Origin of the sequence: Streptomyces sp. WMMB 322 (assembly GCF_900090145.1) — a bacterium.
GTDB lineage: Bacteria > Actinomycetota > Actinomycetes > Streptomycetales > Streptomycetaceae > Streptomyces.
In genome coordinates, this window is the sequence record NZ_FMHI01000001.1 from 520,068 (window position 1) to 534,770 (window position 14,703).

Genomic DNA, 14,703 nt, shown 5'->3' on the forward strand with positions numbered 1-14,703 from the left:
GGCCCGCGGGTTCACACCCGTTCCGGGGTGAGGATTTCGCTTTCGATGCGGCGGCGGACCTGCTCCGTCAGCGCCTTCAACTGGTCGGAGAATTCGGGGTGGCGGGGCACCGGCCCGGTGATCCGCCGTGCCTCGGGCGGCAGTTGGGCGACCTCGGCGGCGAAGCGATCCTGTGCCTCGCGCAGCGGCGGGGCCTCGGTGACGCGGTGTCCGTTCCGCATCACCGGACGCATCAGCGGCCGTACGCCGGACGGGGGCTGCTCCTCCCGGAGGGCGACGACGTCCGAGTCGCGGCTGCGGAAGATCTGCTTCTGGCCAGGGGCGGTGACCTTCGCGGAGGAGAGCTTCATGACGGGCCGGCCGTCGTAGGCGACCATCTTGTACGCGGAGTCCAGGTACGGCGCGTCCGCGGAGACGCCGACGCGGGTCCCGACGGCGTAGACGTCGATGGGTGCGCCTTCCCGTACGAGCCGGTCCACGCGGTATTCGTCGAGCCCGCCGCTCGCGACGATCAGTACGTCCTTCAGTCCCGCTGAGTCCAGGATCCGGCGTGCCCGCACCGCCTGGTCGCCGAGGTTGCCGCTGTCCAGCCGGATCGCCGAACCGGCGCCCAGCCCGCGGGACTTGATCACGCGTGCGGCGGTGCGCGTGCCGCCGTCGGTGTCGTAGGTGTCGACGAGGAACGTCAGGGGCCGGCCGGCGTGGGCGCGCGCGAAGGCGTGGAAGGCGCTCTCCTCGGAGCGGAACGCCTCGATGTAGGAGTGGGCCATGGTGCCGATCGCGTGCAGCCCGAGCGTGGCGGCCGCGTCCACGTTGCTCGTGCCGGAGAAGCCGACGAGGGCGCCCAGACGTGCGGCGGCGTTGCCGGCTTCGAGCCCGTGGGTCCTGCGCATCGAGAAGTCCATGACGGGACGGCCTCCGGCGGCGAGCACGCACCTCGAAGCCTTGGACGCGACGGCCGTCTGGTGGCTGAGCAGGTTGAGCAGGTATGTCTCGACGAGCTGGGCGACCGGGAGCGGCGCGGTGACCTCCAGCAGCGGCTCGTTCGCGAAGACGACGGTTCCCTCGGGGACGGCGCGGACCTCGCCGTCGAAGGACATGCCGAGCAGCGGTACCAGTTCGCGGGCGGGGCAGCCGAGCGCTTCGGCGAAGGCGTCGAGGTCGTCGGGCCCGATGCGGAAGTCCGCGAGGTAGTCGAGAGCGGGTTCGAGCCCGGCGGCGACCAGGAAGCCGCGCTCCGGCGGCAGGTCACGTACGAAGAGGCTGAAGGTCGCGGGCGCCGTCATCCCGTCGTGGACGTAGGCCATGGCCATCGTCAGCTCGTACAGGTCCGTCTTCCTCGCCTCGGACATCTGTTGGACACCTCCTGGAAGCGGTCCGTCCGGCGGGGGCCGGACGGACCCGTCTCAGTCGTGGGGCACCACCGCGACAGGGGTGCGTGCGTGATGCATGACGGCGTGGGTGACCGTCCCCACGTGCGTTCCGAGCCGGGAGCGGCGGTTTCGCCGGCCGACGACGAGCATGGACGCCTGCGCCGCCGCCTCCACCAGCAGCCGCGCCGGCTGCCCGATGACCGCCTCGGCCTGCACTTTGACGTCGGGATGCGCGTCCTGCCAGGGGTGCAGTGCGGCGATGAGTGCCTGGTTCTGGGCGGCGAGCAGTTCGTTGGTCATCGCGGGCGGTACGGGCAGGGGCCGCATGCCGTACGTCGGGGGGAGGTCCCAGGCGTGCAGGACGCGCAGCTGCGCCGAGTGCCTTGCCGCGGTGTCGAATGCGAAGGCGATGAGGTCGTCGGCCGGGCGGCCCAGGTCGAGTCCGAGAACGATGTCTCCGCCCGGGGTCTCGGACGCCGGGTGGTGCTCCGGTTCGAGGAGGCCCGCTTCCACGTGGTGCTCGTCCCGTTCCCGGGTGCTGCCCTGGGGGCGGCTGCGGACGAGGACGAGGGGGCACACCGTGTGCGCGGCGACGGGCAGCGCCGTCGAACCGACGATGTAGCCGAGGATGCTGCCGAGGCCGCGGGACCCCAGCACGAGCAGGTCGGTCTCGGCGGAGGCGTCGGAGAGGACGTGTGCGGGGCGCCCGGCGAGCATGTCGACGGTGACGGCCAGGTCGGGCATCCGGCTGTTGAGGTCGTCGAGCGCTTCGCTCGTGATCGACTGTGCCCATTCACGTTCGATGTCGTCGTCGGTCAGGGGTGAGTAGGGATACGCGCCGGTCTCACGGACCTGGACGATGTTCATCGTGACGCCGCGTGCCAGTGACTCTCGCGCCGCCCAGTCGACGGCGGCCAGGCTCTCCCGCGTGCCGTCCAGACCCACCGTGACGGACTGGAACATGACGTCTCCCTCCCGCCTGCAACGCGCGCAAGCACGGACGCACGGCATGTGCTCTCAGTGACAGGGTGCTGCGGGCAGGTCCCGTGGCGGAGGGGCCGGGAGGCCCGAGGGAGAGACCGAACGTCCCGGGCGGACGCCGTCCCGGGCCTCTCGGCGCCGAGGTCCCCGGGCGGACGCCGTCCCGGGCCTCTCGGCGGCGGGCCGTGGGCCGGACGGCCCATGCGGGTGCCGCGCGCCGCGGGCCAGCCTGGGCACTGGGTCCCGCACGGACTCCCGGTGACGACTTCCCGGTGAAGACTCCAGGTGAAGTGTCCGTGGCGCGGGGCCGCCGGACTGGACACGGGAGGAGACCGACCATGAAGGCGCTGGTCTTTCATGAGCCCGGAAGGGCCGTCTGGGAGACGGTGGCCGATCCGGACGTCCACGACTCCCAGGACGTCGTCGTACGCGTTGACACCACGACCGTCTGCGGCACCGACCTGCACATCCTGAACGGCGACGTGCCCGGCGTGCAGCCCGGCACGGTGCTGGGGCACGAGGCCGTGGGCGAGGTGGTCGAGGCCGGCCGCGACGTGCGGACGGTTCGTCCCGGCGACCGTGTCCTGATCTCGTGCATCACCGCCTGCGGCCGCTGCGGCTACTGCCGTGAGGGCTCCTACGGGCAGTGCCGCGGGGGCGGAGGCTGGATTCTCGGGCACCGCATCGACGGAACGCAGGCCGAGTACGTACGCGTGCCGTTCGCGGACCACTCGCTGCACCTGCTCCAGGGCGGGATCGACAGCCAGGACGCGGTGCTCTTCGCCGACATCTTCCCCACCGGGTACGAGGTGGGCGTGCTGAACGGGCAGGTGCGCCCCGGAGACACCGTCGTCGTGGTGGGCGCGGGCCCGGTGGGTCTGGCCGCGATCGCCACCGCGCGCCTCTACTCGCCGGACAGGGTCGTCGCCGTCGATCTGACGCCGGAGCGCCTGGAGTCGGCGGGCCGCTTCGGTGCGGACGCGAAGGTGCTCGCCTCCGACAGGCCGGAACAGCTCGTCGACGACCTGACGCGCGGTCTCGGTGCGGACGTCACGATCGAGGCGGTGGGTGCGCCGGAGACGTTCGAGATGTGCACGCGCATGGTGCGGCCCGGCGGTCACGTCGCCAACGTCGGCGTGCACGGGAAGCCTGTGGCGCTGCACCTGGAGGAGCTGTGGATCAAGGACCTCACGATCCGGATGGGACTGGTCGACACCTCCTCGACGCCGATGCTGCTGAGCATGCTCGCCGCGGGACGGCTGCCGACGGCGTCGATGGTCACGCACGTCTTCGAACTCGGGGCGGTGGAGGAGGCGTACGAGGTCTTCGCGGGGGCCGCCGGGACGGGTGCGTTGAAGGTCGCGCTCAAGGGGGAGCAGGTCTACCGGGCCGACAGCTCCTCACTCGTGACGACGGCCGGTGGCGGGGCGCGGCAGGGCTGACGGTGCTGCTCCGCCTGCTCCGGCCTGCCTCGTCATGCGCGCGCGGGGTTCGGAGGACTTGCTTCGGCGGCGCGCCCTGCCGGGGACCGCGGGCAGCGGGCGCGGCGGGCAGTCTGCGTCCGGCTGGAGTGTCGGACGCGGTCTCGCGGTCACCCGGCACGAAAGCAGCGTGCGTGCGGGCGCACGAACGCCGACCGGAGCCGGAGGGGTGGCAGGACCGATGCGCTACGAGGAGTTCACCGGCCGGGTGCAGGCGCGCGCGGACCTGGGGAGCAGGCAGGCCGCCGAGCAGGCCGTGCGGGCGACGCTCGAGACCGTCGCCGAGCGGGTGCCGGACGGCGTCGCCGACCACCTCGCCGCGCAGCTTCCGCACGAGGCCGCCGAGTCGCTGCGCCGGGTCGTCGCCGTGCACGAGACGGCTCCCCACGAGCGGGCCGAGCGCCGGGTGAGCGGAGAGCGATTCGACCTGCCGGTCTTCGCCGGACGCGTGGCATGGCGGGGGGAGACGTCCGAGGACGAGGCACTCCGGCGGGCGAGTGCGGTGCTCGAGGTGCTGGACGCCGCCGTCGCACCGGAGCTGATGATCAAGCTCGCCGACGTGCTGCCGCCGGGCATCCGCGAGGTGCTGCCCTCGGAGCGGGCTCGCGGCTGAACGCGACGCCGGCGAGGACGTACAGCCCGGCGGACGGGCCCGCAGCCGGGAACCGGCATGTACGGGCAAGAGCACACGAGAACCAGGAGGGGCCATGACGACCTCGGAACCTGACATCTCCCCCGAGGGGGCGGGCGGCACGGGCGGCGCCGGACTGCGCATCGTCGTCGTGGGTGCGACCGGCAACGTCGGCACGAGCGTGGTGCGCGCCCTCGCGGACGACCCGCAGGTCGGCTCGGTGCTCGGCATCGCGCGCCGCCTTCCGTCATGGTCGCCGCCGAAGACGGAGTGGGCCTCCGCCGACATCGCACGCGAGGACGCCCGGGGGGACGGGCACCGCGACGGACTGGTGCGGCTCTTCCGCGGCGCGGACGCGGTCGTCCACCTCGCGTGGCTGTTCCAGCCCACGCACCGCCCCGCCACCACCTGGCGAACGAACGTGCTCGGCAGCCTCCGCGTCTTCGACGCCGTCGCGGCGGCCGGTGTGCCCGCCCTGGTGCACGCGTCGTCCGTCGGCGCGTATTCGCCGGGGCCCAAGGACCGTCAGGTGGACGAGAGTTGGCCCACGCACGGCTGGCCGGAGGCCGCCTACTGCCGGGAGAAGGCCTATCTGGAGCGGGCGTTGGACAGCTTCGAGCGCGAGCACCCCGGCATCCGCGTGGTACGCATGCGTCCCGGCTTCCTCTTCAAGGAGGAGGCGGCGAGTGAGCAACGACGGCTGTTCGCGGGCCCCTTCCTGCCGCAGCGGCTCGTACGGCCGGGACTGGTGCCGCTCGTGCCGGACCTGCCCGGACTGCGCATGCAGACGCTGCACACGGACGACGCGGCCGAAGCCTTCCGCGCCGCCGCCACCGGCGCCGCACGGGGCGCGTTCAACCTCGCGGCCGACCCGGTCATCGACGCCGAAGTGCTTGCCGGACTGCTCGGGGCCCGGGTTGTACGGATGCCGCTGCGTCCGGTGCGCACGGCGCTCGCGGCTGGCTGGCACTCCCATCTCCTGCCCGCTTCGCCGCAGCTGTTCGACGCGGTGCTGCGCCTGCCGCTGATGGACCCGGGACGGGCGAGGCAGGAGCTGGGCTGGTCGCCGCGGTGGACGGCCGACGAGGCCGTGGGCGCCTTCCTCACCGGGCTGCGGAACGTCTCCGGCGCGTCCACGCCCACGCTGACACGGAGGCTGCCGGGCGGCCGGCTCCGGGAGCTTCGTACGGGCGTGGGCGAACGCCCCTGACGACACCGGCACCACGTCGGGGCCCTCACCTGAAAGCGACCGGAAGCACCCGCTCACTCACCGGCCGGCGTCACTCCCGGCCGGGGCCACTCCCCGGCCGGCCTCCCGGGGCGGGTGCCGCCCGCCCGTCCGGTCACGTCAGCGCCGGACCGGCAGCGGACGGCACGCTTCCCGGCGGTGCGTCGTTGAGGTACGCCAGGTGGTTGCGGACGTCCACGACGCCGTCCACGCCCCGCGTCAGCCGGTCCACGACCGGCAGCAGCGCACGGCGCTCGACGATGCCCTGGAGCGTCACCCGGCCCTCGGCCACCGTGACCGTGACCTGGGTGGGACCGATGCCGAGCGTGCGGTCGAGCACGTCCCGCGCGATCTCCTGCCGCACGGCGCGGTCCGTACGGACGAAGACCCGCAGGAGGTCGCCCCTGCTGAGGAAGCCGACGAGCCGGTCCGTGGCCTCGTCGACGACGGGCAGCCACTTGACGCGGCGGCGGTCCATGGTGCGGGCGGCCTGCGAGACGGTCCAGCCGGGGCGGGCCGTGACCGCGGGGCTCGTCATCACGGCGTCCGCGGTGACGGCGCCGGGAGGGTGTCCGAGGCCGCGCGAGGGGTACGGAGCCGCCCCGCGGGCCGTGCGCGCGCCGTCGAGGCGCTCGCGCAGGTCCTTGCGCGAGACGACGCCGACCGGGCAGCCGTTGTCGTCCACGACCGGGAGGGCGGAGAGACCGTGCTCGTCCAGCAGCCGGGCCGCCTCGTCGGCGGCGGCGCTCCGGTGCACCCCGAGCCCCGGGCTCGTCATCAGCTCGCCCACGGTGCGGTACGGCATTTCCCCACCTCCCAAGCCCCGCACCGTTCAGTGTCGGACCGGGGCCGGCCGAGGGGGGAGGGGCGGAGGAACCCGGCGTGTGGCGCCGGTCGTCCCGTCCGGGACGGGCCGCCCGGCCGCGGGGGAGTGGCCGCTCCGGTGCCGTTCGGCCCCTTCGGAGCTACTGTTTGGACTAGAGAAACGGACAAATCCTCCCTATTCATGCGGAGGGGGTATGAGCGGCACTGTGCATCACGCGGACGGCGAAGGCCCCGGCCCCGGCCCCGGTCATCTGCCCCGTATGCAGCTCGACGACCTGCTGGAGGAACTGCAGGTCCGGATCGACGCCGTGCGCGGCACGCGGGACCGGATGCACGGCCTGCTCGACGCCGTGCTCTCCGTGGGCCGTGAACTCGAACTCTCGCAGGTGCTGCACCGCATCACCGAGGCCGCCGTGCTGCTCGTCGACGCCGAGTACGGGGCGCTCGGAGTGCTCGGGGAGAACGGAAACTTCTCCCAGTTCATACCCGTGGGGGTGACCGAGCAGCAGGCGGAAGCCATTGGGGCGCTCCCGGCGGGGCACGGACTGCTGGGCGAACTGATCCGGAACCCGGCACCGCTTCGCCTGCCCGAACTGAGCCGTCACCCCTCGTCGGAGGGCCTTCCCCCGGACCATCCGCCGATGCGTTCCCTGCTGGCGGTCCCGATCCGGGTGCGGGACGAGGTGTTCGGCAACCTCTACCTGGCCGAGAAGCGGGAGGGCAAGGAGTTCGACAGCGAGGACGAAACCGTGCTGTCGACCCTGGCCGCCTCGGCGGGCGTCGCCGTCGAGAACGCCCGGCTCTACGAGGAGGCGCGCTACCGCCAGCGCTGGATGGAAGCGAACGCCGAGGTCACGCGGGCACTGCTCTCCGGCGTCGAGGAACGGCGCGTACTCGGGCTGATCGTCGAACTGGCGCGCACCATCCTCACCGCCGACCTCGGGGCTCTGGCTCTGCCCGAGGGCGGCGACTCCTTCCGGGTCGCGGTCGCGGCGGGCACCGACGCAGAGCACCACCGGGGGCTGCTGCTGCCGCGCGAAGGCTCCTTCGTCGGAGCCGCCGTGAAGGCGGGGGAGGTGATCACGAGCGCCGACGTGGAGCACGATCCGCGCATCAGGGCCGGGCCGCCGCGCTGGGCGGGTCTCGGGCCCGCGGTCGCGGTGCCCATGATCGCCGACGACATGCCACGGGGTGTGCTGCTGCTCGCCCGGGCCAAGCCCCGGCAGCCCTTCGCCGAGCCGCAGATCGCGCCGCTGAGCGCCTTCGCGGGACAGGCGGCGGTCGCGATGGAGCTCGCCGAGCGCCGCCGCGACGCCGAACAGATCACGCTCCTCGAGGAACGCGACCGCATCGCCCGCGACCTGCACGACCTGGCGATCCAGCGGTTGTTCGCGACGGGCATGACCCTGCAGAGCGCCACGCGTTTCGTGGACCACCCCAAGGCGCGCGAGCGGCTGGTCAGAGCCGTCGACGACCTCGACGCGACCATCAAGATCATCCGCTCGACGATCTTCGGTCTGCGCGCGCACGACAACGACTCGGACGGTGACGGGCTGCGCAGCCGCGTCACCCAGGCGGTGCAGGATGTGGCGTCCGCCCTCGGCTTCACACCGGCTCTCCGCATGGGCGGACTGCTCGACACGGACGTGCCCGCTCCCGTCGCGGACGAGGCCGTGGCGGTGCTGCGGGAGGCGCTGTCGAACGTTGCCCGGCACGCCGGGGCGAGCAGCGTGGAGGTCGCGGCGGAGACGGAGGGGGAGGCGTTCACGCTGAGCGTCGTCGACGACGGCTGCGGAATACCGGAGGGAAGTCACCACAGCGGGCTGCAGAACCTCTCGGAGCGGGCCGAGCGGCTCGGCGGGGAGCTGCGGCTCGTCACACCCTCCGGCGGCGGTACGGGACTGACCTGGCGCGTCCCCCTGAACGGTGCGGGCGCGGGACCCTGAGCCGGTGGGGCCGGGACCTGAGTCCGCGCTGGCCGGCCGGCCGCCGGTTCCCGTGGCTCGGCGCCGGGGCGTTCCGCGGGACTGTTCGGGCTCGCCGCCCTGCTCCTCCTGATCCGGGCCGGGATCGCCCTGCTCGCTGCTCCGCTCGTCTCGGCCGGACTGCCCTGTTCGCCGCTCCCGTCCCGGCGCGGATCAACCGTCCGGCCCGTCCCGGCGCGGATCAACCGTCCGGCCCGGCCCGGCCCGGATCGATCGTCCATGTCCTCGTCCCCCTCGCGGGAGCTCAGTGACGGCGGTGCCTCTCCTTCTCCTCCGTCCGCGCCTGCGTCGCCATCACGGCCGCCTGCACGCGCCGCTCCACACCGAGCTTCGCCAGAAGCCGCGAGATGTGGTTCTTCACCGTCTTCTCCGACAGGAACAGACGCTTGCCGATCTCCTGGTTGGTCATCCCCTCGCCGATCAGGTCCAGGATGTCCCGCTCACGGGGCGAGAGATCCGCGAACGCGTCCCCGGCGTGCTCCTCGTCCCGGGTCCCGGGACCGCGCAGGCTGCCCATGAGCCGGGCCGTCGTCGCCGGGTCCAGCATGGACTGGCCCGCCGCCACCGTACGTACGGCCGAGACGAGGTCCGAGCCGTTGATCTGCTTGAGTACGTAGCCCGCCGCGCCCGCCATGATCGCGTCCAGAAGGGCGTCGTCGTCGTCGAAGGACGTCAGCATCAGGCACGCCAGGTCCGGCATGCGGGAGCGCAGCTCGCGGCAGACGGTCACGCCGTCGCCGTCCGGCAGCCGCACATCGAGCACGGCCACGTGCGGGCGGAGCGCGGGGCCGCGGGCCATTGCCTGCTCCGCGGTGGCGGCCTCGCCGATGACCTCGATGTCGGCCTCTGCGTCCAGCAGGTCGTGCACGCCTCGCCGTACCACTTCGTGATCGTCGAGCAGCAGGACCCTGATGGGGTTCTGCTCGGAGTACGTCCGCAGTTCGCTCATGTCGCACCCCTTCCCCTGTCGGGCGCCGCTCTTCGCATCGTCGCCCTGCCGGGCATCGGCCGGATAGGGCCGAACGGACCCCTGCCGACGCAGGAGGGGGCCACTCGTACCGGCACCGGTGGACCTTCCGGCCCCCCTTAGAGGACGCGCGTCGGATCACCTCGCACCCGTGTGCTCTTTGGCGCCGCGAGGGGAGTCGGCACATGAGGACGAGGAGATGGCTGTGGCGCTGGCGGAGGAATCCGCTCCGGCGCCGCTCGGACCGTGCCGAGGCGTGGGCGGGCGTCGCAGCCGGAGTGATCATGGCGGTGAGCGCCCCGCTCACCGGCGCACTGGCCTCGGACGCGGTCGCCGGCAACCTCGCCGAGCAGCCGGGCCTGTACCGTACGTCGGCCGTGCTCCGCGAGGACGCGCCCTCGACGGACGGCATCTCCACCGTCTCCGACGACCCGACCGTGCTCACGAAGGTCCAGTGGAAGACCGCGGACGGTGACACCCGCACGGGCCGGGCCCCGGTGGAGACCGGAACGAAGAAGGGCACGCGCGTACCGCTGTGGCTGGACCGGCAGGGCATGCCGCACCAGCCGCCGCCCGGTCCGGGCGAGGCGGCCGTCCAGGGCGGGGCCGCCGGTGGTGCCGCGGCCGTGGCCACGTGCTTCCTGGTGGGAGGCGGCTGCTGGGTGGTGCGCAGACGCCTGGATGCAGCCCGGGACAAGGCATGGGAACGCGAGTGGGCCACGGTCGGCCCCAAGTGGAGCCGCAGGGACTGAGAGTCCAAGTGGAGCCGCCAGGAGTTAGAGTCCGGGGCCTACCCGGGGCCCACCTCGGCGATCGGCGGGCCCAACCACCACCCACCGGATCCTCACCACCCACCGGGTCCTCACTCCACGATGTCGAGCACCGGCTCCACACTCCACGACGTCGAGCATCTACTCCACGATGTCGAGCACCTCACGCACCGGGCGGCGCGGCGTCGCCCGCCCAGGCGCTCCGTATCCCAGCCGGATCACCATCTGCACCGGGCCGGCTCCCCACACCGGGTCACGCAGCAGCCAGCGCAGCTCTGAGCGCTCCAGAGCCTGCGTGGAGAACGAGGTGGCCAGGCCCTCCCGCGTCGCCGCCAGCACCGTCCGCTCCATGGCCTGCCCCGCGGCCAGCCAGTCGTACGGGTGGTCGTGCTCGGTGCACAGCAGTCCCAGCAGCGGCATGTGCTCGAACGAGGCCGTGCCCGGCTCGGTGTCACCCGCCGGGCTCCTGCCCCGGGTGAAGTCGCGCACCGGGGCCCTGCCGTCCTTCTTGCGGGGGCCGAAGGCGGTCTCCGGGATGCCGTCCGGTACCGCGTCCGAGAGCTGCACGCCCGTACGTACCCATCGCTGCTCGTCCGGGTCGCCGGAGTGCTGCGAGTCCAGTTCGGCCTCCTCGATGACGTCGAGGACGAGGGAGAGGTGCCAGCCGGAGAGGAAGGCGAGCTGTGCGCCCTCCGCACGCGCCTGCTCGACCAGGCGGTTCGCCAGCTCGTCCGGTATCGGCCGCTCGTCGAACGGCTGACGGCTCGTGCGCCGCTGCGCGATCGCCGGGTAGAGCCCAGCCAGACCGGGGTCGATGGTCCCCGCGGACTCCCGCAGCGACACATGCGCCAGGGTCTGCCAGTCGTCCGGGTCGGGAAGCGGCGTCACGACGGGCCGGAACCCCGCGTGCTGTGCCGACACCCGCAGATTGAACAGAGCCGCCCCGCAGCCCAGATGCAGCGCCCGCAGCTGCGGATCGGCGTGCGGCATGGCCCGCTCCGGGTCCGCGCGCAGCGTGATCGAGTCGCCGCCCCGGCTGTAGCGGAAGCGCCATGGCTGCGCATTGTGCATGGACGGCGCCATGGAGGCATCGCGGACGAGACTTTCGACCACCTCGCTTCGGGCGAATGAGGTGGGGGACATCAACACTCCCTCGGTCCGACTGCGGCGGCCGCCGTCGACGGGGCCGTCGTGGACGAACTCCACATGCCCGGCCACTGCTGCCTTCCCGGCCGCCGCCGGGAGATCACTGCGCGACGCGAGCCGCGTTGTCCGTCTACTGGCAAGACTCCTGCCGGCGCCACCCTCCGCCGAGGTCCGGAAGGGCCCGATGACGGGCCGAACGTCCCGTTGTTCCCGAACGTCTCCTCGTGCGCACGGGCCCTCGTGCGTACGGGCCCCGCACACCGTGCAGCACCCGCACACAAAGGTGCAGCGCCCCGCCCGTGCTGGCGGCCGGGGGCACTGCACCGAGGAGCCCCAGCACCGAGGGGCCCCAGCACCGAGGGGCCGCACCGGGGAAACCCGGCCGTTGCGCGGAACGCGGGCGGCCGGGCCCGCGCCCGTCCGCCCGCGTCAGTGACCGCGATCAGTGGCCGCGATCAGTAACCGAGGCCGTGCCCGAACTCGTAGAGAGTCCCGCCGCCCTCGTCGAGCTCCGGGATGCTCACCGGAAGCCTGCCCGCCGGGCCGATGTCGCCGTACAGGACCTGCACGAGGGACGTCAGAGACGTCTTGGTGTACGAAAACGTGGCCAGGTAGGCGGGCACGTCCGGGAAGCGGCGGATGTCGTAGGGGTTGCGCACCGCGACCGCGATCACCGGCTTGCCCGTCTGCGCCAGAGCCTTGACCAGGTCCGCCTGTGCGACTCCCTTGTCCGCGGCGGACGCCGCGGCGTTGGTGAGGACGACGGTCACGTCGTGCTGCCCTGCCGCGGTGACGGCCTCCTCGATCTTCGCGGCTCCGGGGGCCGCGCCGGTCGCCAGCGGGGTGGCCGCCTGACCTGAGCGCTTGCCGACCGTGTCGGCGACGGTCCCGACCTGGCTCGCGTCCCAGCCGGTGACGAGGACGGTGCGCTTGGCGGCCGAAAGGGGCAGGGTGCCGTTTTCGTTGCGTACCAGCGTGATCGTGCGCCCTGTGATGCGGGTGCAGTCCGCGGTGTGGCGGCGGTTGCCGACGACGCCGACGGCGCGCTTCTCGTCGACGTACGGACGCGGGAAGAGGCCGTTGCGCAGCTTGTGTTCCAGGATGCGCAGCACGGACGCGTCGAGCCGGGTCTCCGTCACGTCGCCGCTCTCGACGGCCTCGAGGACGGCGGCGTGAGCGACGTCGGTCTTCGGCGCGAGCACGAGCTGGTCGCAGCCGGCCTTCAGCGCCCGCACGGGAGCGACGTCCGGCGGGAAGTCCTCGGTGGCTCCGCCCATGTCGAGGGCGTCGGTCACGATGAGGCCGGTGAAGCCGAGCTCTTCGCGGAGCAGCCCCGTCACGATGGGCTTCGACATGGTCGCCGGAACGCCGCTGGAGTCCAGCGCCGGGACGACGATGTGGGCCGTCATGATCGTGTCGACGCCGCGTGCGATGGCGGCGCGGAAGGGCGGCAGGTCGATGTCCTCCAGCTGCCGGCGCGTGTGGTTGATGACGGGCAGACCGGTGTGGCTGTCGGTGTCGGTGTCGCCGTGGCCGGGGAAGTGCTTGGCCGCGCTGGCCACTTCGCCGCGGTGGTAGCCGCGTACGGACTCGGCGACCAGTTGCGAGCACAGCGAGGGGTCGGAGCCGAAGGAGCGGACGCCGATGATCGGGTTCGCGGGGTTGATGTTGACGTCGGCGACGGGCGCGTAGTTCTGATTGATGCCCATCGCGGCCAGTTCGGTCCCGATGATCTCGGACGAGCGGCGGACGTCGCCCGGTGAACGGCCCGCCGCCAGCGCCATGTTGCCCGGCAGCTGGGTGGCCGGCTCCAGCATGCGGTAGACGACGCTGCCGCCTTCCTGGTCGATGGAGACCAGAAGCGGGACGCGTGCGCCGGTGCGCAGGGACGCGCGCTGCAGGCCGTTGCTGAGGCCGGCGATCTGTTGCGGGTCCTTGAGGTTGTCCGGGCCGCGACGCGCGTCGAAGTAGATGACGCCGCCGGGACGGTACTTGGTGATGACCTCCGCCGGCGTCGAAACCCCGTACAGATCCTTGTTCTTGGCGTGCTCGGTGTCCGCCGACTTCCCGTAGACCTCGACCACGAAGAGCTGCCCGATCTTCTCCTTCAGCGACATGCGCTTGAGCAGGGCGCGCGCCGTGCGCCTGATGCGTTCCTCGTCCGGGGTGGCTGCCGACGCCGTACTGCCGGGAAGGGCGAGGGCCGCCGCGATACCGGCTGCCCCGGCTCCGGCGAGGATCTGTCTGCGGGAGGTGGACTGCGGTGGCGGCGTCTGGTGCATATGGGTGCTCCTCACACGGGCCATGGAGCCGGGCATACGGGAGCGCACATAGTTGCAGCGCGGCGTTTGGAGGGCCAGACGCCGCGCTGATGTTCATCGGTCCAGTCCACTGGCGGCGGGGCCCCGCCGGAGTGCTGGTGGGTTCTGTGGGGTGGTTGTTGCGCCGGGGGCGGGGTGCCGCTGTCCGGCATCCCGAGGGCGGGCGGTGGCGTCCGTGCCCGGCCCGCGGGTGTGCGGGCCGGGCACGCAGCCGGACTGCCGGAGCTGCCGGATCTGCCGGATCGCTTGTCTGCCTGCCGGACTGCCGGACTGCCGGACTGCCCGGACTGACGCGGCGTCAGTCCATCAGGTCGGCAGGCTGTCAGGCCGTCAGCGAGGCAGGCAGGCTGTCAGGCCGCCAGACCGGCCTTGACGCCGCGGGCGATCCGGACCACGCGCTCGGCCTGGACCCGCGCGGCTGTGCGTGCGGTCTCGTCGACCGGGTTGGCTCCCTGGGCGTCGGTGTGCGACGTGCCGTAGGGGTTGCCGTCGGTGAACTTCGACGGGTCGGTGTACCCGGGGGCGGCGATGAGCCCTCCGAAGTGGTGGATGGTGGTGTACAGGGCGAGCAGGGTCGTTTCCTGACCGCCGTGCAGGGAGGCGGAAGAAGTGAATCCGCTGTAGACCTTGTCGGCCAGCTTGCCCTCGGCCCACAGGCCGCCGAGCTGGTCGAGAACCTGCTTGAGCTGTGACGAGACGTTCCCGAAGCGGGTCGGCGTGCCGAACAGCACGGCGTCCGCCCACTCGACGTCCTCGGGGGAGGCCTCGGGGATGTCGGCGGTGGCGCGCTGGTTCTCGGCCCAGGCGGGGTTGGAGTCGATCGCCGACTGGGGGGCCAATTCGGGTGCGCGGCGCAGGCGTACCTCTGCGCCCGCCTTCTCCGCGGTCTCGCCGATCTCCTTGGCGAGGGCGGCGACGGTGCCGGTGGAGGAGTAGTAGATGACGGCGACCTTGAGCTGGGCGGAGCCGGCGTCGGCCGTTGTCGGGGTGTTCAT

At 72.6% G+C, this 14,703-nt stretch carries 12 protein-coding genes; 5 read left to right on the forward strand and 7 right to left on the reverse strand.

From position 1 onward, the window contains the following. Positions 1–11: 11 nt before the first annotated feature. Positions 12–1,352, reverse strand: coding sequence for a nicotinate phosphoribosyltransferase (locus tag H180DRAFT_RS02205; RefSeq protein WP_055484202.1), 1,341 nt, complete (start codon positions 1,350–1,352; stop codon positions 12–14). A gap of 54 nt (positions 1,353–1,406) precedes the next feature. Continuing rightward, positions 1,407–2,336 (reverse strand): universal stress protein, encoded by a 930-nt coding sequence (locus H180DRAFT_RS02210; RefSeq protein ID WP_055484203.1) that lies wholly within the window; start codon positions 2,334–2,336, stop codon positions 1,407–1,409. 356 nt (positions 2,337–2,692) lie between these two features. Between H180DRAFT_RS02210 and H180DRAFT_RS02215 the strand changes: the two genes are divergently transcribed. The 3 genes from H180DRAFT_RS02215 to H180DRAFT_RS02225 all read left to right on the forward strand — a co-directional run bounded on the left by H180DRAFT_RS02215 (position 2,693) and on the right by H180DRAFT_RS02225 (position 5,676). Further along, the gene (locus H180DRAFT_RS02215; protein ID WP_055484204.1) at positions 2,693–3,796 is read left to right on the forward strand and encodes an alcohol dehydrogenase catalytic domain-containing protein; all 1,104 of its coding nucleotides are present in this window, start codon (positions 2,693–2,695) and stop codon (positions 3,794–3,796) included. Between the two features lie 220 nt (positions 3,797–4,016). Then, positions 4,017–4,448 (forward strand): DUF2267 domain-containing protein, encoded by a 432-nt coding sequence (locus H180DRAFT_RS02220; protein WP_055484205.1) that lies wholly within the window; start codon positions 4,017–4,019, stop codon positions 4,446–4,448. 94 nt (positions 4,449–4,542) lie between these two features. Further along, complete coding sequence (locus tag H180DRAFT_RS02225) at positions 4,543–5,676, forward strand: NAD-dependent epimerase/dehydratase family protein (RefSeq protein WP_055484206.1); 1,134 nt, start codon at positions 4,543–4,545, stop codon at positions 5,674–5,676. A gap of 133 nt (positions 5,677–5,809) precedes the next feature. Here H180DRAFT_RS02225 and H180DRAFT_RS02230 read toward each other — a convergent pair whose 3' ends face one another. Then, a complete protein-coding gene (locus H180DRAFT_RS02230; RefSeq protein WP_055484207.1) occupies positions 5,810–6,499 on the reverse strand; it encodes a CBS domain-containing protein in 690 nt (229 codons plus the stop codon). 214 nt (positions 6,500–6,713) lie between these two features. Here H180DRAFT_RS02230 and H180DRAFT_RS02235 point away from each other — a divergent pair, with 214 nt between their 5' ends. After that, a complete protein-coding gene (locus H180DRAFT_RS02235) occupies positions 6,714–8,465 on the forward strand; it encodes a sensor histidine kinase (protein ID WP_055484208.1) in 1,752 nt (583 codons plus the stop codon). A gap of 283 nt (positions 8,466–8,748) precedes the next feature. On the opposite strand, the gene H180DRAFT_RS02240 is transcribed toward H180DRAFT_RS02235, so the two are convergent. Then, positions 8,749–9,453, reverse strand: coding sequence for a response regulator (locus H180DRAFT_RS02240; protein WP_055484209.1), 705 nt, complete (start codon positions 9,451–9,453; stop codon positions 8,749–8,751). Positions 9,454–9,656: 203 nt separating this feature from the next. Between H180DRAFT_RS02240 and H180DRAFT_RS02245 the strand changes: the two genes are divergently transcribed. Beyond that, the gene (locus H180DRAFT_RS02245) at positions 9,657–10,223 is read left to right on the forward strand and encodes an Rv1733c family protein (protein WP_055484210.1); all 567 of its coding nucleotides are present in this window, start codon (positions 9,657–9,659) and stop codon (positions 10,221–10,223) included. 159 nt (positions 10,224–10,382) lie between these two features. Here the strand turns inward: H180DRAFT_RS02245 and H180DRAFT_RS02250 are convergent, their stop codons facing one another. The 3 genes from H180DRAFT_RS02250 to wrbA form a co-directional block, all read right to left on the reverse strand. Further along, positions 10,383–11,384 (reverse strand): Acg family FMN-binding oxidoreductase, encoded by a 1,002-nt coding sequence (locus tag H180DRAFT_RS02250; RefSeq protein WP_055484484.1) that lies wholly within the window; start codon positions 11,382–11,384, stop codon positions 10,383–10,385. 458 nt (positions 11,385–11,842) lie between these two features. Next, entirely contained in the window at positions 11,843–13,669 is a 1,827-nt protein-coding gene (locus H180DRAFT_RS02255; protein WP_055484211.1) for a glycoside hydrolase family 3 protein, read from the reverse strand. 389 nt (positions 13,670–14,058) lie between these two features. Then, on the reverse strand, positions 14,059–14,703 hold the full coding sequence (wrbA, locus tag H180DRAFT_RS02260; protein WP_055484212.1) for an NAD(P)H:quinone oxidoreductase: 645 nt from the start codon (positions 14,701–14,703) through the stop codon (positions 14,059–14,061).

Bases quoted from the DNA above. Each gene is read 5' to 3' on its own strand.
- H180DRAFT_RS02205 (WP_055484202.1), bottom strand. From the start codon at position 1,352: ATGTCCGAGGCGAGGAAGACGGACCTGTACGAGCTGACGATGGCCATG.
- H180DRAFT_RS02210 (WP_055484203.1), bottom strand. From the start codon at position 2,336: ATGTTCCAGTCCGTCACGGTGGGTCTGGACGGCACGCGGGAGAGCCTG.
- H180DRAFT_RS02215 (WP_055484204.1), top strand. From the start codon at position 2,693: ATGAAGGCGCTGGTCTTTCATGAGCCCGGAAGGGCCGTCTGGGAGACG.
- H180DRAFT_RS02220 (WP_055484205.1), top strand. From the start codon at position 4,017: ATGCGCTACGAGGAGTTCACCGGCCGGGTGCAGGCGCGCGCGGACCTG.
- H180DRAFT_RS02225 (WP_055484206.1), top strand. From the start codon at position 4,543: ATGACGACCTCGGAACCTGACATCTCCCCCGAGGGGGCGGGCGGCACG.
- H180DRAFT_RS02230 (WP_055484207.1), bottom strand. From the start codon at position 6,499: ATGCCGTACCGCACCGTGGGCGAGCTGATGACGAGCCCGGGGCTCGGG.
- H180DRAFT_RS02235 (WP_055484208.1), top strand. From the start codon at position 6,714: ATGAGCGGCACTGTGCATCACGCGGACGGCGAAGGCCCCGGCCCCGGC.
- H180DRAFT_RS02240 (WP_055484209.1), bottom strand. From the start codon at position 9,453: ATGAGCGAACTGCGGACGTACTCCGAGCAGAACCCCATCAGGGTCCTG.
- H180DRAFT_RS02245 (WP_055484210.1), top strand. From the start codon at position 9,657: ATGAGGACGAGGAGATGGCTGTGGCGCTGGCGGAGGAATCCGCTCCGG.
- H180DRAFT_RS02250 (WP_055484484.1), bottom strand. From the start codon at position 11,384: ATGTCCCCCACCTCATTCGCCCGAAGCGAGGTGGTCGAAAGTCTCGTC.
- H180DRAFT_RS02255 (WP_055484211.1), bottom strand. From the start codon at position 13,669: ATGCACCAGACGCCGCCACCGCAGTCCACCTCCCGCAGACAGATCCTC.
- wrbA (WP_055484212.1), bottom strand. From the start codon at position 14,703: ATGAACACCCCGACAACGGCCGACGCCGGCTCCGCCCAGCTCAAGGTC.